This is a genomic window from Crassaminicella profunda, assembly GCF_019884785.1.
GTDB classification, from domain to species: domain Bacteria; phylum Bacillota; class Clostridia; order Peptostreptococcales; family Thermotaleaceae; genus Crassaminicella; species Crassaminicella profunda.
Map to the genome: position 1 here is coordinate 2,483,083 of NZ_CP082326.1, position 19,464 is coordinate 2,502,546.

The 19,464-nt window shown below is 31.0% G+C and carries 22 protein-coding genes; 3 read left to right on the forward strand and 19 right to left on the reverse strand.

Going from position 1 to position 19,464, the window contains the following annotated elements; genetic code table 11:
* Positions 1–56 precede the first annotated feature (56 nt).
* The 6 genes from larA to K7H06_RS11815 all read right to left on the reverse strand — a co-directional run bounded on the left by larA (position 57) and on the right by K7H06_RS11815 (position 6,379).
* A complete protein-coding gene (gene larA / locus K7H06_RS11790) occupies positions 57–1,331 on the reverse strand; it encodes a nickel-dependent lactate racemase (protein WP_223036248.1) in 1,275 nt (424 codons plus the stop codon).
* A 75-nt stretch (positions 1,332–1,406) separates the two neighbouring features.
* Entirely contained in the window at positions 1,407–2,930 is a 1,524-nt protein-coding gene (locus tag K7H06_RS11795) for an L-lactate permease (RefSeq protein WP_223036249.1), read from the reverse strand.
* A 120-nt stretch (positions 2,931–3,050) separates the two neighbouring features.
* Positions 3,051–3,764, reverse strand: coding sequence for a FadR/GntR family transcriptional regulator (locus K7H06_RS11800; RefSeq protein WP_223036250.1), 714 nt, complete (start codon positions 3,762–3,764; stop codon positions 3,051–3,053).
* 180 nt (positions 3,765–3,944) lie between these two features.
* Positions 3,945–5,102 carry a glucosaminidase domain-containing protein gene (locus K7H06_RS11805; RefSeq protein ID WP_223036251.1) on the reverse strand — a complete coding sequence of 386 codons (1,158 nt, stop codon included), beginning with the start codon at positions 5,100–5,102 and terminating at the stop codon, positions 3,945–3,947.
* A gap of 58 nt (positions 5,103–5,160) precedes the next feature.
* Positions 5,161–5,601 carry a hypothetical protein gene (locus K7H06_RS11810; protein ID WP_246637521.1) on the reverse strand — a complete coding sequence of 147 codons (441 nt, stop codon included), beginning with the start codon at positions 5,599–5,601 and terminating at the stop codon, positions 5,161–5,163.
* A gap of 85 nt (positions 5,602–5,686) precedes the next feature.
* Positions 5,687–6,379 carry a metallophosphoesterase gene (locus K7H06_RS11815; protein ID WP_223036253.1) on the reverse strand — a complete coding sequence of 231 codons (693 nt, stop codon included), beginning with the start codon at positions 6,377–6,379 and terminating at the stop codon, positions 5,687–5,689.
* Between the two features lie 140 nt (positions 6,380–6,519).
* Here K7H06_RS11815 and K7H06_RS11820 point away from each other — a divergent pair, with 140 nt between their 5' ends.
* Both K7H06_RS11820 and K7H06_RS11825 read left to right on the forward strand, forming a co-directional pair.
* Positions 6,520–7,158, forward strand: coding sequence for a nitroreductase family protein (locus K7H06_RS11820; protein ID WP_223036254.1), 639 nt, complete (start codon positions 6,520–6,522; stop codon positions 7,156–7,158).
* 103 nt (positions 7,159–7,261) lie between these two features.
* Entirely contained in the window at positions 7,262–7,846 is a 585-nt protein-coding gene (locus tag K7H06_RS11825) for a flavin reductase family protein (protein WP_223036255.1), read from the forward strand.
* Between the two features lie 19 nt (positions 7,847–7,865).
* Here the strand turns inward: K7H06_RS11825 and K7H06_RS11830 are convergent, their stop codons facing one another.
* From K7H06_RS11830 to K7H06_RS11855, 6 genes are all read right to left on the reverse strand, one after another.
* Positions 7,866–8,669, reverse strand: a complete 804-nt coding sequence (locus tag K7H06_RS11830; protein ID WP_223036256.1) for a GTP pyrophosphokinase — start codon at positions 8,667–8,669, stop codon at positions 7,866–7,868.
* A 174-nt stretch (positions 8,670–8,843) separates the two neighbouring features.
* Positions 8,844–9,521, reverse strand: coding sequence for an HAD family hydrolase (locus K7H06_RS11835; RefSeq protein ID WP_223036257.1), 678 nt, complete (start codon positions 9,519–9,521; stop codon positions 8,844–8,846).
* A 133-nt stretch (positions 9,522–9,654) separates the two neighbouring features.
* Positions 9,655–10,716 (reverse strand): type I glyceraldehyde-3-phosphate dehydrogenase, encoded by a 1,062-nt coding sequence (gene gap, locus K7H06_RS11840; RefSeq protein WP_223036258.1) that lies wholly within the window; start codon positions 10,714–10,716, stop codon positions 9,655–9,657.
* A 230-nt stretch (positions 10,717–10,946) separates the two neighbouring features.
* Complete coding sequence (gene mnmL / locus K7H06_RS11845; RefSeq protein WP_223036259.1) at positions 10,947–11,903, reverse strand: tRNA modification radical SAM protein MnmL/YtqA; 957 nt, start codon at positions 11,901–11,903, stop codon at positions 10,947–10,949.
* Positions 11,904–11,940: 37 nt separating this feature from the next.
* Positions 11,941–12,345, reverse strand: coding sequence for an adenine nucleotide alpha hydrolase family protein (locus K7H06_RS11850; protein WP_223036260.1), 405 nt, complete (start codon positions 12,343–12,345; stop codon positions 11,941–11,943).
* A gap of 188 nt (positions 12,346–12,533) precedes the next feature.
* Complete coding sequence (locus tag K7H06_RS11855) at positions 12,534–13,805, reverse strand: M14 family metallopeptidase (protein WP_246637522.1); 1,272 nt, start codon at positions 13,803–13,805, stop codon at positions 12,534–12,536.
* A 129-nt stretch (positions 13,806–13,934) separates the two neighbouring features.
* On the opposite strand from K7H06_RS11855, the gene K7H06_RS11860 reads away from it, so the two are divergent.
* Entirely contained in the window at positions 13,935–14,177 is a 243-nt protein-coding gene (locus tag K7H06_RS11860; protein WP_223036261.1) for a hypothetical protein, read from the forward strand.
* 47 nt (positions 14,178–14,224) lie between these two features.
* Here K7H06_RS11860 and K7H06_RS11865 read toward each other — a convergent pair whose 3' ends face one another.
* The 7 genes from K7H06_RS11865 to K7H06_RS11895 all read right to left on the reverse strand — a co-directional run bounded on the left by K7H06_RS11865 (position 14,225) and on the right by K7H06_RS11895 (position 19,345).
* Positions 14,225–14,638 carry a twitching motility protein PilT gene (locus tag K7H06_RS11865; protein WP_223036262.1) on the reverse strand — a complete coding sequence of 138 codons (414 nt, stop codon included), beginning with the start codon at positions 14,636–14,638 and terminating at the stop codon, positions 14,225–14,227.
* 142 nt (positions 14,639–14,780) lie between these two features.
* Positions 14,781–15,830, reverse strand: coding sequence for a dual-specificity RNA methyltransferase RlmN (gene rlmN, locus K7H06_RS11870; protein ID WP_223036263.1), 1,050 nt, complete (start codon positions 15,828–15,830; stop codon positions 14,781–14,783).
* Between the two features lie 75 nt (positions 15,831–15,905).
* Positions 15,906–16,151, reverse strand: a complete 246-nt coding sequence (locus K7H06_RS11875; RefSeq protein ID WP_223036264.1) for a DUF1292 domain-containing protein — start codon at positions 16,149–16,151, stop codon at positions 15,906–15,908.
* 149 nt (positions 16,152–16,300) lie between these two features.
* Positions 16,301–17,059: a peptidylprolyl isomerase gene (locus K7H06_RS11880; protein ID WP_246637523.1), complete on the reverse strand. Its 759-nt coding sequence runs from the start codon at positions 17,057–17,059 to the stop codon at positions 16,301–16,303.
* Positions 17,060–17,131: 72 nt separating this feature from the next.
* Entirely contained in the window at positions 17,132–18,061 is a 930-nt protein-coding gene (locus K7H06_RS11885; protein ID WP_223036265.1) for a DMT family transporter, read from the reverse strand.
* 75 nt (positions 18,062–18,136) lie between these two features.
* Positions 18,137–18,838 carry an MgtC/SapB family protein gene (locus tag K7H06_RS11890; protein ID WP_223036266.1) on the reverse strand — a complete coding sequence of 234 codons (702 nt, stop codon included), beginning with the start codon at positions 18,836–18,838 and terminating at the stop codon, positions 18,137–18,139.
* Between the two features lie 129 nt (positions 18,839–18,967).
* A complete protein-coding gene (locus K7H06_RS11895; RefSeq protein ID WP_223036267.1) occupies positions 18,968–19,345 on the reverse strand; it encodes a CoA-binding protein in 378 nt (125 codons plus the stop codon).
* Positions 19,346–19,464: the final 119 nt, after the last annotated feature.

Genomic DNA, 19,464 nt, shown 5'->3' on the forward strand with positions numbered 1-19,464 from the left:
ACAAATATGACATTTGTCAAATTTTCCTTTACTTTACTACTTTCTTATTTTTATATCTATTTAACAATAACTGAAACACCATCCGGAATTATTCCTACCTTTGCATCTTCTCCCTTTATGGCAAAAGCTCTAATTAATGCTTCTTCAAAAGTATATGCATGTTCCATATGCATTGCTTTAATCATTTCTGGATCACATAAATCTGTAACCATGATTACTGTATACTTTGATAAAATCCTTGCTAATATTTGAAATTCCCATTGATCTGGAATTGTTTGATCTGCTGGTATTTTCAATACTTTTTCAAGAACTTCTTCAGGTCCACTTGCCTCTGCCATATTATCATAGAAGGATTGACCTCCATGACCATCATTACATGCAGCAATCATAATAATTACGCCACCCTCTTTGCATGTAGCTTCGGCTGCTGTCATTCCCTTTACGGCTTGATAAATATTCTGATCAAGAGGATATCCACCATTGGTACTTATAGCTATGTCTGCTTCAACCTTATCAACTTTTGCCAAACTTGTGACAAATTCACATCCCTTTTCATGAGCAAGCTTATAATCTCCAGCAAATGCATCGATAACCTTCTTTTGACTATCTATTACAACATTCAATATAAAAACTAAATTTGCTTTCTTTGCTGCATATAACATATCTTCATGTATAGGATTATTCTCTAGTATACCAGTTCTTGCATAATCACTTGCAATAAACTTTGAACAATGGTTAGCAAGTACAGTTTTAGCTCCTGCTACTCCTGGCAATACACTTTTTCTCCCACCAGAAAATCCTGCAAAAAAATGGGGTTCTATAAATCCTTCTGCAATTAATAGTTCTGTTTCCATTGCTAGCTTATTTAGCCACAATTCGCCTCCTGAAGGAAGGACCCCTACCTTTGTCAAGGTATCTTCTTCCTTTGAAAAATGCATAACAAACTTTTCATTTTCAGCAATTTCTTTACCACATTTGAAAATTAATTCTTCTTTTGTAGTTGGTCTATGATAACCTGTTGCAATGAGAATCTTTATGTCTATATAAGGATTTACCTTTCTGATTCTTTCAATCATAATAGGTAAAGTTACATGGCTTGGTACTGGTCTTGTATGATCACTTGTGATGATGACCATATTTTTTTTACCTATTACTAATTCTTCAAGTTTTTTACTTCCAATAGGATGATCTAATGCCTCATTTACAATTTCTTCTTGTGACTTTTTTGCAACAAATTTGCTTGCATTTGATTCTAATATTCCTACTAAATTTTTATCAGGAATTTCAATGTTCCAATGAGTTTTTGAATAAGGTACTTTTATTCTTGCCATAATATGTCCTCCTTCTCTAAAGGTAATATGGTCATACCAATATGTCGAAAAAATTTTTTTCATTCATACTATATATTATATGAAAAAACTTCCAAAGTAAACTACTATTCCTAAAACAAGTACATATCCTATACAAAATTTCACTGTACTATTAAATATTTTCCCTTCTGATCCAATCATTCCTGTAGCAGATGTTGCAACTGCAATACTTTGTGGTGAAATCATTTTACCAGCTGTTGCACCTGCGGTATTTGCTGCTGCTAACCAATAAGGATTCACACCAATAGAATTTGCAACTTCTTTTTGTAATACTCCAAATAGAATATTGGAAGACGTATCACTACCTGTTACAAAAGTTCCAAGAGTTCCAATAATTGGAGAAATAATAGGGAAAAACTTTCCTGTTATTTTTACAAGAACAAGTGCAATAGATGTAATCATTCCACTATATCCCATTATTTTTGCCATAGCTACGATTGCAACAACAGTTATTGTAGATTTTGTTAATTGCTTAATAGTAGCAATAAATACTTTCATCATTTCACTAAACGATGCTCCCTGAATCTTTCCACCTATTAAAGTTGCAAATATTATGAGTACACCAGGAGTTGCAATCCATTTAAACGTTGTTGATTTTGCACCTTCCCCAATGTAAATCTTAAAACTACTCTTAATGTGTATTAATGCTTCATTTACACCTGGAAATAAAGGGCTAGATATGATCACAAACGTAAATATAAGTATATATGGAAGCCACGCCAAAACACCTTCCTTTGCAGTTATACTATTCTCTTTTGAAGTTTTCCCTTCATCTCCTTTTAGGAAAACCTTTGCCCACAGGATAGTAGTAGCCATACTACAAATACTACCAATTAATGCAGGTAATTCAGCCCCTAAAGTTTTAGCTACTACAATTTGAGGAAGTGCAAATGCAAGACCCGAGGCAAGCGTTATCCCCACAACACCTTTTAATCCTTTTATACTTCTAGTTGTCATAATCACCAAAATAAAAGGAATAATTACAATAAACGCTGCTAATTGAAGTACGATATTATAACTAAGCAATGAAACATCTAATCCTGTAACTTTTGCTAAAGTTGTTACTGGAATTCCAACTGCTCCAAAAGCTGTTGGAACCGTATTGGCAACTAAACAAATTACAGCTGCAAATAAAGGATTAAATCCAAGAGATGCCAATATACTTGCTGGAATAGCAACTGCAGTCCCATAGCCTGCAACAGCTTCTAGGAACCCACCAAAACCCCACGCAAGTATTAAAACTTGAACCCGGTTGTCAGTAGTAATGCTTGATAACATCTTTTTGATTATGTCCATGCTTTTTGTATGCACTGCAAGATTGTAAGTGAAAATTGCAGCAATAATAACAATCATAATTGGCCATAGTCCTATTGCTGCACCTTCAACAGCAGCTGTAATGGCTGTCATAAAAGGCATTTTCCATACAAATACGGCTAATACTAATGTACTAAACATTGTAACCGTACATGTTTTGTGTGCTGGCAATCTCAAAACCCCTAAGGAAATCATCAGCCATAAAATTGGTGCTAGTGCTAAAATGAATAACAAATAACTATTCATTTTTTTCCTCCCCTCCTTAATTGGTAATATGGTACGACCAGTGCTTGTGTAAATAATATCTTATTACTCAGAATTTTTCAACAATTGTTTTTTATTTAACAAAAAAATCACCTAATTCTCTTAGATGATTTTCTTTTTGGGTAATTTTTTCATGGTTTCATTAATCGTTTCAAGATGTTCTTTCATAGCTAAAATTGCTTTTTTTGAATCTTTTTCTATTAGCGCATCACAAATCTTTTGGTGTTGCTCCATTAGTACTTCTCTTTTTTCTTCTTCTCTTAAAATCATGCCTCTAGCATCTTTAATAAAAGATTCCATTAAAGAGGAAATGGCATTTAAAAGAGTTACAATCAAATAGTTCCCTGTTATCTGCGCAATTTTGTAATGTAGCTTTTTATCAACCTTTGCACTCTCTATTTCATTTTGTGCTTTTCTAAGTTCATCCATCAAATTTTTCATTTCTTCTATATCTTCTTCTTTTATTTTCTTTGCTGCTATGGCTGCTGCTTCCACTTCAATAATCATTCTAAGCTCTAAAATGCTTTCAGGATTTCCTTTATTTAACATAAACATGACAGATAGCGGTTCAAAAAAGCTACTATCAATATTTCCACTGATAAAATTTCCTTCTCCTTGCCTGCTTTCAATGAGTCCAATAACCTCTAAAGATCTAAGAGCTTCACGAATTGATGTTCTGCTTACGCCTAATTGTGCCACTAGATCTCTTTCAGAAGGTAGTTTATCTCCTTTTTTTAACGTTCCCTCCATCACCATGTTCTGAATTTGCTCAATAACGTGTTGATACACTTTCTTATTTTTTATAGGAACAAACATATGCTTTACCTCTCTCTTAAACTTTCTTAATATAGTCTATGGATCAATTTTATAATATTATACACTAAATGGAATATATTTTAAAATTCTCACTAAATTATTGTTAATTTTTTATCTATTTGTTATATCTTATTTTATCATGATAAAAACATAAAATAAAGACCGCTGTTTAGGAGCGGTCTAGGAAAAATTATCAATTTGTCTCTTTATTGTATTTAATAATTCTTCATATTTTTTTATTTTATCCTGTATTCTCATATTCTCTTCTTTTAATCTTCTATTTTCTTCTAATATCATCTCATTTTGTATATTTACTGTATCTTCCTTTACAGGAATAGCTATAATTTTTTCAAAAATTTTCAATATTTTTTCTCCATAACCATTCCCAGGAACAGCCCATTTACCATTTAAATCCGTTACATAAATACAAGAACCTAAAAGTTCACTAGCTACTAATATGGTATATCTAGGATCCACAATAGGACTGTTTAAAGACGCTTTGCTTGCATATCCTTTTAAATGCTGAATATGTGCTCTCACCCCTATTTGAGGACTTACAAAACTTGCTGCCCTTCCTTTTTTAGTAGTATTAGTAGCCCCAAGACCGGCATAATTGTTCTGCTCAGGAAGTACCAGCCCTCCAAACTTAAAGAATCCTGTTTCAAGAAGTGCCTGAGCAAAGGCTATATCTCCTCTTATCCCTTCTATTTCTCCCTCCTGTAGATAATAGGTTACCATTTCATCTGGTGTACAATCAATCTTTGGCGATGGATTAATGGTCAACAAATATTGTTTCATTTGTTCCTTTGTAGCTACAGCATCTCCTAATATTTTTATGTGATTCTCTATTTCTTCGAGAAACTTAAGTTTATTTAAAGATGTTCCAGGGCAAGTTTTATTAGAATATTCTCTATGAAATATCAACTGCTCCGTATGAAAGATTTCAAATAATCCCTTAATCAATTTTTTTACTGTCTCTAATTGTGTTCCTTCAAGTTTTTCATGATCTTGATCAAAGTTTCCTATCATTTCAATAGCAAAAGCATTCTTATTGTGTCCTGAAATACTTGCTGGCATTAAATTCACATCTCTACCATCCCATATGAGCCCATCAGGAGAAACACTCACATGCTGTCCAATATCACGCCATTTCAAGGTTTTGGTGTGATATCTCCACATGCCATAAATAACTCTTTCTTTGTTACTTGCTAAAAAATAAGTTTTCTTTGTTGGCTTCCATGTATGATGCAAATGAATATCTGTAATCTTTCTTGTTAATTTCATTTTTTTTAAATACGCTAAATAACTTTCTACTGTATAACTATGAAATCTCCTCATTTTTTCACCTCCTGCTTAATAGATATGCAGAAAGTAAAAAAATGATATCCTTTTAGTCCTACTTTCTTCTTCCTTCTCCATGTTTTATATGCATTTTTCCCTTTTCATGATTTAAAGAATTTCTTAACTGTTTTTTCGTTAACTCTAGTTCTTTTTCTATTTCTCTTCTACATGAAGGACAATATTTGTGATGTGCTGAAAGAAGCAATCTGCCACATCTTTTGCATTCAAAATTCAAATATTCATTTGGAATCTCAATGAGCCTGCCCTCTCTGACAAAATTATTCACAATATGATAGGGAATTCCTGTTTCCTGCTCGATTTCAAAAGCAGTAGCTCCAGGATACTCCTTTAAATATTCCTCAATTTTATCAAATACCTCTTCAATCTTTTTAAAACATTCAGGGCAATAGTCATATAATGATTTTTCATCAATGATTTTCTTACATCTCTTACAAGTTCTTACCAATATTCCGTTGTGATATTTTTTATTTTTCACTATATTCCACCTCTGTCCCAAAGTATCTTTCCTCATATTATAACATATGCAGACCCTTATCCTTATTGACTTTAAGTATTATTTTTTAATCTAAAATTTTCAAAAGCTTAAAATCTAGAGCATCACAAGATGTTAAATAGTAAAAAATACCATTTTTTTCTCCTTGAAGTCCACCTTCAAAAGATTCTTTTCCATGAAGATGTCCATAAATTACTTTCCTAACCCCATATTCTTCATAAATTTTAGTGAACTCAGAAGGTTCTAACTTGTCATTTGTAGGAGGATAGTGGGTCATTACTAATAGATCCTTATATCCATCCTTTAGTGCATGATTAATTGATAATTTTAATCGATGTATTTCTCGTTCATAAATTTTTTGATCATGTTCAGTAAATTTATTGTCATTTGGACATAACCAACCTCTTGTTCCACATATAGCATAATTTTTATATGTGAAATAATTATTTTGTAAAAACTTTATATCTTCAAATAGTTTATTCATCTTTGTTACTGAACTCCACCAATAATCATGATTTCCTCTAATGAGTATCTTTTTTCCTGGAAGAGCATGAATCCATTCTAAATCTACCCTTGCTTCATTCATATTCATAGCCCAAGAAGTATCTCCTGGAATTAATACACAATCATCATGATGAATCATTTCTAACCAGCTCTTTTCAATTTTTTCATGATGATTCACCCAATGACTACCAAAAATATCCATTGGCTTATCTACACCAAAACTAAGATGTAAATCGCCTATTACATATATTCCCATTTATTCACCTACTTTAACTGAATTACTTAAATATTATACCCTAAATTAGAAAGATTTTCTTAACAAAAGATAAATTAAATTGAACTACTTTTACAAATCATATATAATAGCAACTAGAAAAACTTAAGGAGGATGATCTTTTGAGCAATTTAGATTTCATTTACAAAAGACACAGTGTACGAAAATTTAAAGAAGAAAATGTTCCTGTAGAAGATATAAAACAAATCATTGAAGCTGCTACATATGCTCCTTCAGGAAAAAATGTTCAAAATTGGCATTTCGTTGTTATTACCAATAAAGAAAAGATAGAAGAAATAGCAAAAATTGTTGAAAAGAAAAATGCAGACCTTGCAAATTCCCTTGCAAACGAAGATATGAAAAAAAGATTTACAAAATTTTTAAGATTTTCAACAGTCTTTAGAAAAGCTCCAGTACTTGTTCTTGTATATACTGAAACTTCCTATAAGCCTACTGGCCTTGATGTATTAAAGGAAATAGGAGCTTCAACAGATACACTACATGATCTTTTAAGAACAAATCCTGCTATTCAAAACATAGGCGCAACGATGGAAAATCTTATGCTTGCTGCTACAAATATGGGTTATGGAACCTGCTGGATGACTAGCTCAAATTATGCTGCAAAAGAAATCGAAGAGTTTATTGGTTTAGATAAAGAAGAATATTTTCTTGCAGCTATGACTCCTATTGGCGTTCCTGATGGAGAATTAAAAAGTCCACCTAGAAAACCAGTAGAAGATGTATTAACCATTATTGAATAAAAGTGGGAGACATATAAATGTCTCCCTAATTTTTTCAAATTCTCTAATTAGAATAAAAATTTTCTATAGTTTATATAATTTCAATATAATAGGAGGGATACATTTGGGAAAAATAACTTGGAAACCTGGTACAATGGTTTATCCTATACCAGCTGCTTTAATAAGCTGTGGTGATCATGAAGAAAATCATAATATTATTACGATTGCATGGACGGGTACCATCTGCACAGATCCAGCAATGACATACATATCTATTAGACCTGATAGACATTCTTATGAGATCATTAAAAGAACAAAAGAATTTGTAATCAATTTAACAACAGAAGATTTAGCTTATGCAACAGATTATTGTGGTGTAAAATCAGGCCGTCATGTGAATAAATTTAAAGAAATGAAATTAACAAAAGAAAAGGCTACACAAATAAAAGCTCCTATGATTAAAGAAAGTCCTGTAAATATTGAATGTAGGGTGGAAAACATTGTCCCTCTGGGTTCGCACCATATGTTTACAGCAAAAGTTTTAGCTGTGAATATAGATGAAAAGTATTTAGATGAAAAAAACAAATTTCATTTAGATCAAGCAAAACCTATAAGCTATTGTCATGGACAATATTATGGACTAAAAAAATCTTTAGGTCATTTTGGTTTTTCTGTAGCAAAAAAGAAGAAAAAACGAAGAAAAAAATAAAGAGATGTCCCTCATCTCTTTATTCAAATGCTTTATATCTATCTACTGCCTGCTTAATAGAATCCGATAGTTCTATTAATTCAACAATATTTCCTTTTCCTAAAGCTTTATTAAATTTTTCTCTAAAGCTCTTAGCTTTTTGTTCTTGTCCAATACTTTTTAAGAGTTGAATGTTATTAACAATACTAGAAACTGTATTGGATTTTGCTTCAAAAAACTTTTGTGCATTGATGACTTCATCTCGAATGGTCCACATTTCCCTATCTAAAAGATGGGCAGCTTCTGCCGACTTTTTCAATCTTTCTTTTATAGGTTCTGGAACATTTTTTTTGTATTTATAATTAATTGAATGTTCAATAGTCGCCCAAAAATTCATGGCTAGAGTGCGTATTTGAATTTCAGCAAGAATCTCTTTATGTCCAAATGCCGTTTGTATAGGATACTTTATAATCATATGATAGCTTCTATAGCCACTTTCTTTCCTATTTTTTATGTAATCTTTCACATACTCAATTTTTAAATCTTTTCCATCTCTTTGCTCAATTAATTCTACAACTTTGTATATATCATCTACAAATTGACACATGATTCTGATTCCAGCTATATCTTCTATCTTTTCTTCAATTTCCTCCTCAGCAACTCCATATTTTTGAGCTTTTTCTATAATACTAGATACTTTTTTAACTCTTCCTGTAACAAACTCTATTGGAGAATACTCACTCAATTCCCTCAGTTCATTTCGAATTGCCTTAAATTTTACTTTTAGTTCTTCTACTGCTTGTTCATAAGGTATTAGAATCTTTTTCCAGTGCCTCACGCTCATCTCACCCCTTACTTATGTTACTATTTGCACCTTATTTCTTCCAAATTATTTCTTCCTAAAAAATAAAACACTTAACTCCTTTTAATTCTATTAGATGATATTCTCCAATATTAATTGTAAGATAAGTTTTACAATTATTCAAGATATTCCTATGTATAAAATAGCTAATATTTTTTAATCAAATATCTTTAAAAATTTATTTTTGTCTTCTAAGTTTTCTAATAAATAATCTGGAGAATGTGTCTTTAATTCTTCTACACTATTTCCCCCTGTAGCTACAGCAATACTTTTTATCCCTAATATTTTTGCACATTCAATATCTAATTTTGTATCTCCTATCACATAAATATTTTCTTTATGATATTTTATTTCATGAACCTTTTGTGCACGCTGGATTGCTCTTTGAATAATTTCCCATCTTTCTACTTCCTCGTCTCCAAAACCACCTACCAAGAAATATTGATTCAAATCATGCACTTCTAACTTAAGTCTTGCTCCTCTTTCAATATTCCCTGTCCCTAAAGCATGAAAAAACTTATGTTCTTTACTATTATACGCAAGAATATTTTTTACCCCTGGTAAAATTTCTATATATTCTTTCCTTTTAAGAATTTCCTCAAGGATTTTGCAATACGTATCAAAAAATAATTTTTTATCTCCATCTATAATTGTATGCTTAAAAAAAGCATCCTTTACTATCATTGCATCTAACCGACCTGCCATCCTTACATCTTCAAAAGCTCTCTCTCGTCCAAATAATTTATAGAAGGCTTTTTCCATAGCAGCTCTACCACAACCCTTCCCATTAATCAATGTTCCATCAATATCCCATACCATTAATATTTCTTTCATGAATACCCCCCTTAAATTTAATCCATATTACTTTTATAAATATTTTATTAAACTTTGAAAGTAACTATCCATATTATATCACTTTGTGTACCTATAAAAAAATAATCCTGCTGATGATCAGCAGGATTATCTTTTATGCCATACAATAACTTCTAACAGCTTCTTTATGCTCCTCATGCTTATATTGAAATCCCATTTCCCCCATATATTCTGCTAAATCAATTACTCTATTAGAGTATCCCCACTCATTATCATACCACGCAACAACTTTTATCATATGCTCATCAACCATTGCAGTAGATAATCCATCTACAATAGATGAACGATAATCCTTTTTATAGTCTATTGAAACAAGAGGTTCATCAGAATACCCTAAAATACCATATAATGACCCTTCTGCAGCTTCTTTTAACTTACTATTCACTTCCTCTGCTGTAGTAGATTTTTCTAATTCAACAACTAAGTCTACTACAGAAACTACTGGAATAGGTACACGCATTGCCATTCCATGTAACTTTCCTTCTAATTCTGGTAGTACTAATGAAACAGCTTTAGCTGCACCTGTTGTAGTAGGAATAATAGACTGAGCTGCTGCCCTTGCCCTTCTTAAATCCTTATGTGGTAAATCTAATATTTTTTGATCATTTGTATATGCATGTACCGTTGTCATTAATCCTTTTACAATTTTAAATTCATCATGAAGTACCTTCGCCACTGGTGCTAAGCAATTTGTTGTACAAGATGCATTAGACACAATATGATGCTCAGCTGGATCATATTCAATATGATTTACACCCATAACAATGGTCTTATCTTCGTTTTTCCCTGGAGCAGTAATAATCACCTTTTTTGCTCCTGCTTCAATATGTTTTTGACACTCTTCTTTTGTTCTAAATTTTCCAGTAGATTCAATAACAATATCTACTCCTAATTCCTTCCAAGGAATTTGTGCAGGATCCCTATGGGCTGTAAATACAATTTCTTTATCGCCTACAATAATTGAATTTTTAGTAGCCTTTACTTCATAGGGCAAAATGCCATAAAGTGAATCATACTTAAATATATGAGCATGCTTTTCTGGACCACTCGTACTATTAATAGCTACAATTTCAATATCCATTTGTCTTTCTAACCATGCTCTTAATACATTTTTACCAATTCTTCCAAAACCATTAATTCCTACTTTTACTGACATATAATGTCCCCCCAATATAAGATATGTAACATATATCGATAGATATATGTTTAATTGTATGTGTTATTTATTATTTGTGTTATATTATATTATCATATTAACATAAATGTTACCAATTGTATACATAATTATATGTTTTTATATAAAAAAATCTTCCATTAGAAGATTTTTAATATATCCTATTTCAAATAAAAGCTAAAAAAAATACATAGACAAAATAATCACTTTGTCTATGTATGAAGAAAACGTCTTAATGCTTTTCCATTTAAATAATCAAATTTTTTCCCTTGATAACTATCTAATGTTTCCATTCTTTCATCAATAGCATCTTTTATTTTCCACCAACTCGTATTCCAGTTACAAAAAAGAGTATTTTCCTTTGGTGCTCTTCCAGCTAATCTTTGAATGACAACTTCTGGATTTAAATATTCTAAAAATATTATTACTCGTTTTACATATTCTTCTAATGAAATAATCTCAAACTCATGACGCTCATACATTTTTCCTATAACTGTATCCTTTAAAATATATAAGGAGTGAAGTTTAACTTGCTCTACACCAAGAGATGATATGATTTTTGCCCCTTCCATCACATCTTCTTCATCATCCCAAGGAAGATTTAAAATCATATGGACACAACTCTCAAAACCATACTTTTTAATACGAATAATCGCATCAATCAATTCTGCAAGAGAATGTCCTCTATTTATTTTTTTTAATGTATGATAATTTACACTTTGAAGACCTAATTCTATAGATATATTTATATTTTCTTTTTCTTTGAGTTCTTTTAAAAATAACAAATATGCATCATTTACACAATCGGGTCTTGTAGATATTGAAATTTCTACTATATTCTCTTCACAAGCTGCATAGATATATTCCTTAAATTTTTCTAATGGTAAATAGGTATTTGTAAAGTTTTGAAAGTACGCAATAAACTTTTTTGCCTTATATTTTTTTTGTATATAAGCTATATTCCTTTGGAGTTGCTCTGTGACAGATATGCTACTAGCTAGATTTTCAAAGCCTGCTCCTTCTTCCCCACAAAATATACATCCACCCTTAGCAACAGTTCCATCCCGATTTGGGCACGTTACAGGAAGATTTATAGGAATTTTATACACCTTTTCTCCATATTTTTCTTTCAAATATTGTGAATATATCCTGTATCTATTCTTTTGCACTGTTTTTCTTGCTCCTTTTATATTTTTATTTCATCCCCTAGCTCACTTTTTCTTTTTGCTCTACAGGTACAGTCTCTATCTCTACCCCTTTAGTCAATTTCTTTTCTAATCTTCTTACTACATTTTTCTCCTCATTCTCATAAGACTCTCCTACTACAATTATATCTATATTATTTTTTTCAGTTAATTTTTTCAAAGTTTCTAATACATCATGGGCTCTCACTACAGTTAAACTTGCACCATATGCTTTTGCTTTTTCAAATAAATATTCTAAAGCATCTCCATCCTTTGATTTTCCTAGAAAATGATAACCTTCTTTAGCTACATGTATAACAAACAGTTCCCCATTATATTTATCTCTTATTTGTGCACCTCTTCTAATAAGTCTTTCACAGGTCTTCTGTTGTGTTACACATACCATGATATTCTGAATAGTCTCCATTATAATACCCCTTTCGAGAATCGAAATAGTATTTATTCGCTTTGTATATTACAAAAACTTCTTCTCAATAACATTATACTACAAACCACTATGCCCTGCTAGTATAGGTCGAAGTATAATACATAATACATTCCTATAAATATGTTTTAATTTGAAATTTTCATGACAAAAGCGGCCCAAGCCGCTTTTTATACAAGGGGTGCCAATAATAAAATTTCTTCATTATCATTATAAATTTTATCAAACTGCTCAATTGGCAAAGGATTTTTTCCTTTCCCCACTTCAATAGTATATCCAGGTCTTCTATATTTATCTATAAACCAATCCTTATATCCTGCATAAGAAGCAATTCCATACGTCTCATCTAATATATATCCACTTGCTTTAGCAAATAATTCTCCTATTTTTTTTGCTTCAGGAGAAGCAAGATTCTCAAAGTTCCAATAGATCACTTCTCCCTGACTATGATATGCAAGTACTAATCTAAAATTATGTTTTCTAGTAAAATCTGCCACCGTTTTTGATTCAGACTCTGACTCAGGATATGGACCAGAATACCTAGTTGGACCCGGGCCATATACCCCATATTCTTCCTCTGCTTCCTTCGATTTTTCCCATAGTGCATCATAATTGTGATTTAAATCTACACCTCTATTATTAGCTTGCCAGTCTTTTGAAAAATCTGTACTCCCCTTATTCCATTTAATTAATTGGTTATAATATGGATTATTTTTTTGTAGTCCATTAAGTACTAAATCTATACCATCTGGATTTACCATAGGCATAATATAGATAGAGCTTTTTTCCCATATTTCTTTTGTATTATATCCTCCTAAGTCCCCTTCTCTTATGTATGCCTTTGAAAAGTTCTCAATAAACTTCATAAGTAGAGGCGATGTAATCCATTCTAATGAATGATGAGCGCCATTATAAAAAACTTTATTAGGACCATTCCCTAATTTTATATAGTATAGATTTCTTCCTAGAACACTTTTTCCTGCAATACCTACCTCTAAAAATGGATATCTTACTTTTAATCCTTCAATATCTCTTTCCATAATATCATACGTATAGTCAATATTCGTATCTACTATATCCATCCCATAAGGTACAATAATTTTTTGTCCTATCTGTAAATTATATGGATTCACATTAGGATTTGCTACCATAATATTTATAACATTCGTATAATATTTCTTTGCTATTTTATACATTGTATCTTCCTTTTGTATAGTATAAATGTCATATCCTAATAAAAAGGGCTCTAATGCTTTTATAGTATTCGGCCCAACAATTCCATCAGGTATTAGTCCATTATCCTGTTGGAATTTTTTCACTGCCCCTTCTGTCTTTCCTCCAAATATCCCATCAATAGGTCCTGGATCATATCCTATTTTTTTTAGAAGTGATTGTATTTCCATTACATCAGTTCCCTGGGAACCTCTTTTTAAAACTCTCAATCCTATCCCCCCCTATTGTCTGCTATTATTATATTATTCTCTACTTTATAAATATGTGATTACTGTTTTCATACATTTCTAAAATTATGTTATACTAGATACTGAAATATCATTTTAGGAGGTAAATAAATGAAAAACTATACAAAGATAATTAGAATGACAGGATATTACTTCACAAAGGAATTTACAAAAAAGAAACATCATAAAAATAAAGTAAGAGAAGTAAAAGAAGAAACAGTAGCAAAAGCTTTTCTTGCAGGAGATACTGAAATTTTAGTATATTTTGAGGAAAGTGATCGAGAAATTTTGATTACTCCTTCTAGTGATCCTACTGATATTAAAAAATACCTAGGAAATAAATTTCTTTCATAAAAAAACTCTACAGTTTTTATCTGTAGAGTTTTTTTATTCTTCTTTAACTATAAAATATCATATGCCCTTAATTCCTCAGGTAATTTATCCAAATCACAACTAATACTCATAACAAAATTTATCTCAAATTTTTCAGATAAATCTTTAATCTCTTTTGTAAAAGGTATTAAATGGTTTAACTCAATATTTTTCATTTTCAAGAGCCCATCAATAAAAATCGTTTCTATATCATGATCTCTACTAATAATGCCACATAAGAAGCCTAAAAAGCTATCTATATTTTTTACAGGGTATTCATCCAAAGAAATAAATCGAACCTTATGTTTTAAATCATACATAGATCTTTTATTATCATCTACAAATACAATATTTCCTTCTTCTGTATCTATGAGATTATTGGCCATCTCAATCATCTTTTTTGTCTTTCCTGTTCCTTTTCCTCCAGTAATCAGTTTAACCATTTTAATCTCCTCCTTTGGACTTTGTTGTAATTTTTCTTATAACTTGAATAGGTTTAACACTATATTAATATTTCTACACTTTTTTCCAAATTCCTTTTAAAATTTCAGTAAATTCTACATATTAATTTTTTTTATTCAAACCCTATTGTTCCTGCCTTTTTTCTTTTGCATATTTTCTTCTTAATTGTCCACACGCAGCATTAATATCACTGCCTAATTCCCTTCTTATGGTGGCTTCAATACCATGATTCTTTAGAATTCTTTGGAAGTTTTTGATTCTATCTGTTTTTGCTGTATCATATTCTCTCTCATCTACTTTATTAAGAGGAATCAGATTCACATGACATAATATATTTTTAATTTTTGTTGCTAATTCCTTAGCATCCTCTGTACTATCATTCACATCCCTAATTAACGCATACTCAAAAGTAATTCTTTTATTGGTCTGATCTGTATAAGTCTTACAAGCTTTTAATAACTCCTCTAAGGGATATTTACGATTGATAGGCATCATTTTACTTCTTAATGCATTATTGGATGCATGTAAAGAAATTGCAAGGGTTACTTGTAGTCTTTTATCTGCTAAATCTAGAATATTAGGCACAAGCCCACAAGTAGATACGGTTATATTTCTAAGGCTTATATTAAGGCCTTCTGGATGATTAATAATCTCAAAAAATTTCATAACCTCTTCATAATTATCAAAAGGCTCTCCACTTCCCATGATTACAACATTTGATACTCTCTCTCCAATATCTTTTTGTATGGCTAGGACTTGATCTAATATCTCTCCTGCACTTAAATTCCTTATGACGCCATCAATGGTTGAAGCACAAAATTTACATCCCATCCTACATCCTACCTGAGAAGATACACAAACAGAATTTCCATGCTTATATTTCATCAATACACTTTCAATAATATTTTCATCTTCTAACAAAAATAAATATTTTCTTGTCCCATCTATTTTAGAAATCAATACATCCTCGATTTGTATTGTCCCTATGGTTGATTTCTCTTTTAGCTTTTCTCTTAAATTTTTTGAGATATTGCTCATTCCATCTATATCATTGATTCCCTTATGAATCCACCCAAAAATCTGCTTTGCTCTGAATTTCTTTTCTCCAATAGATATCATAAACTTTTCAAGTTCTTCTATTGTACATGCTTTTAAATCTATTTTACTCTTCATATAAAATAACTCCTTCTAAAAAAATATCTCCTTGCTAGGTATAGGAAAACCTTAGTGCAAGGCTTCCACTAAGGTCTATTCTTCATCAAAATATGATTCATACTCTTCAGTTACACGAGCAAATTCTTCATCGTCCTCTATTGCTATGTACTCTTCTTTTCCATCTGTTTCAACTATTTTGTACACATAAGCATCCTCTTCTTCTCCAACAGGTGCTAAAAGTGCATAGTTCTCTTCTTCAATTTTTAATGTATCTACCACTTCAAAATCTATCTTTTTTCCTTCTTCATCTAAAAATGTTACAATCTTTTTTTCTGACATATTTAGTCCCCTCTCATTTATTTGTATACTCATTATATCTTGAACTCTCTCACTCGTCTATAACAATATTTATTCTTTATTGTTGACAAGAGCATGATCTTCTAAACCCTACTTCCTTCACTAAAAAAGATCAGAAAATAATTTCTGATCTATTTTAACAAGTCTTCATTTGTTGTAATCTCATAATTACCTCTTAATCCATCTGTATATGTTTTAAATTTTTCATTTTGTTTATTTCTTAATATGTATTCTTGAAGTTGACCTTTCACTTGCTCAAGAGGCATTGTAGTAGCAGCTTTTTTATCTTCAACTTTAATAATATGATATCCGAATTGAGTTTTTACAAGTTCACTCATTGCTCCAACTTCTAATTCAAAAGCAACTTTTTCAAACTCTGGTACCATTTGTCCCTTTTGGAAACTTCCTAAATCTCCACCCTTTTCTTTAGATGGACACTCTGAATATTCTTTTGCTGCATCCTCAAAGCTTTTTCCTTCTTTTATTGCTTTTAGTACTTCTTTTGCTTTTTCTTCATCCTTCACTAATATATGTTTTGCTTGAACAGATTCACCTGATACAAATTGCTCTTGATTTTTCTCATAGTATTCTTTAATTTCAGCTTCCTCTACCTGTACATCTGCTATTACTTTTTTAACAGCATATTGCTTTAGTAGATTTTCTTGTAGGGCTTTAAGTTCTTTTAAGAATTCTTCGTCCTTTTCTAATCCTTTTTCTTTTGCATCTAAATAAAGCATTTGCTGTGTAACCATTTCATTTAATAAATATTTTTTACCTGCTAAAGTATTTAACTGCATTTGTTGTTCTTTAGGTGCATGCATTAATACTAAATCTAAATCTGCTTTTGTGATTTCAGTTCCATTAACGGTTGCTAAAATTTCTCTACTCATTTTATTTCTCCTTTTTTTCGTTATTTTCTTTCTTATCATAACATAATCTTCTTTGTTCGTCTAATGATTCTATCATTGAGTCCTACCTTTTAATTTTCTTTCCTTCTTTTCTCCAAAATAGTTGGTTCCCCAAACACCTAGTAAAATCATACATACCCCTAAAAATTGATACATACTAAAAGCTTCCTTCCTAATAAACACCCCTGCTACTACAGAAATAACTGTTGTTAAATTGGCAAAAACAGCAGCTCTCGAAGCTTCTAGCTTGGACAAATTATAATTAGTAAGAAAAAATGCAACAACTGAAGATAATATTCCTAAATATAAAATAGATATAATTACTTTTATTTCTTTTAATGGCATAATAAAACTTATAAAATCTCCATTAACGCCATGCTTGAAAAGAGAAATACCATTATAAAATACAGCCCCTGTACACATCATAAAAAATGTTATTTCAACAGGCTTAAAGCTTATAGATAATTTTCTGGAAAGTATATTTAATATAGCTGCACACAAAATAGCACATACAAGAAAAATCATTCCTAACACACTACCACTACTATAAACATCCTTCATCAATACCACACAACATACCCCAAGTAATGAAAGAATAATAGAAGCTATCTGTAATTTTGATGGAATTTCTTTTAAAAATACACTTGCTAAACAGGTTACAACAATAGGAATAAGAGCCATCATAATCCCGGCTTCCGAAGTTGTAGTTCTAGCTATACCCATTATTTCAAATATAAAATATAATACGGGCTGAAATAGTGCTAATACCAATAAAGCTTTTATATTTTTCCCTTTATAATCTATTTTTATAACACCCATTATTCGTAAGAGTATTAATAAAAAAGCCGCAGTGCCAAATCTAAAGCTTAATAAATCAAATGGTTGAATCGTATCTAATGCTTCTTTTGTAAACAAAAATGAAAATCCAAATATAAAAGATGTAGTAATTCCCGCTATAATGGGTAAAATCTTATTACTTTTCATGATAGTCCCTCTTTATCCTATTAGTTTTTTACACACAATATTATTTTATGTGAATATTCCTTTAAATGCAATGTTTTAATCTTTCAATACGTTCTTATCGATTTTTCCTTCCCAATTCACACTTTTGAGTCCTTCAATTTTGCCAATCTCTGCAAATAATTTTTCTGGTGAAAAGCAAGTAGGTACCTTCACCGTAATATCAATATGAAGGTCATTATCTTTATATTCTTCAAAAGGAGATATTTTTATATATTTTATAGTCACCTTATGCACTCCTAATAACGTTCCTATCTCTCCAATGAGTCCTGGTCTTTCGCAACATATTACATGTAAAGTTTTATATTGATCTTTGAATACAGTTTTTTCAAATAACCCTAAGCTAATCAAAGAAAATAACACAATCCCTGCTGTAACTAAACCTCCTAAATAATATCCATTTCCTATGGCTAGCCCTATACACCCACAAACCCATAAACTTGCAGCCGTAGTTAATCCATGGATGGAATTTCCTTGTCTTAGAATCGTTCCTGCTCCTAAAAAACCTATTCCACTTACTACCTGTGCCGCTAGCCTTGCGGGCTCTCCACCAGAACCATTGGCACCTAAACCATCAAATCCATACATGGAGATCAGCATAACAAGTGCTGCTCCTGCAGTAACCAAAATATGCGTTCTAAACCCTGCTGGTCGATTATTAGATTCTCTTTCAAGTCCTACTAACCCACCCAACGCACTAGCTAATACTAATCTAAAAACAATTTCCGTATTGCTAATCATCTTATCCCTCCTTTCAAGAACTTAATTTCTATCATTTCATCATACAATATCCACCATAAACTGACAAGTACATAAAAATATTTCTTTTATTATATGAAAAGAGGAACAAATTTGTTCCTCTTTTCGTATCTATATTCCTTTTTTAGAAAGCTCTACTAAGACACAGCTTTCAATGCATACCATATCTTTTTCTTTACAAAATGATATAATCTCTTCACTTCCAGCTCCTGGCTGTATTAAAACTTTATGAATACCCAATGCATATGCTTCTTCCATAATTTCCATTCCTATATGGGGATTAATACAAAGGTCAATCACATCTACCTGCTCATGTATATCCTCAAGGCCTGAAAAAACTTCTCCACTTTTATCTCTTGGATTTACTAAAAATACATTGTATCCAGCTTCTGTTAATCTATTTTTTATTTTATAAGCAAATTTTGAAGGATTCAATACATCTCCTACGACAACCCAGTTTTTATCCTTTAGCAGTTCTTGACCATTCATCTATATCATCCCTTTCATTTGTAGCATAATTACATTTTTAAGCTTTCCATAATCTACTATAAATATACTATTTCCATATTTTTTATTTGTCATGACAATCCTTATTTTTTACAACCCTT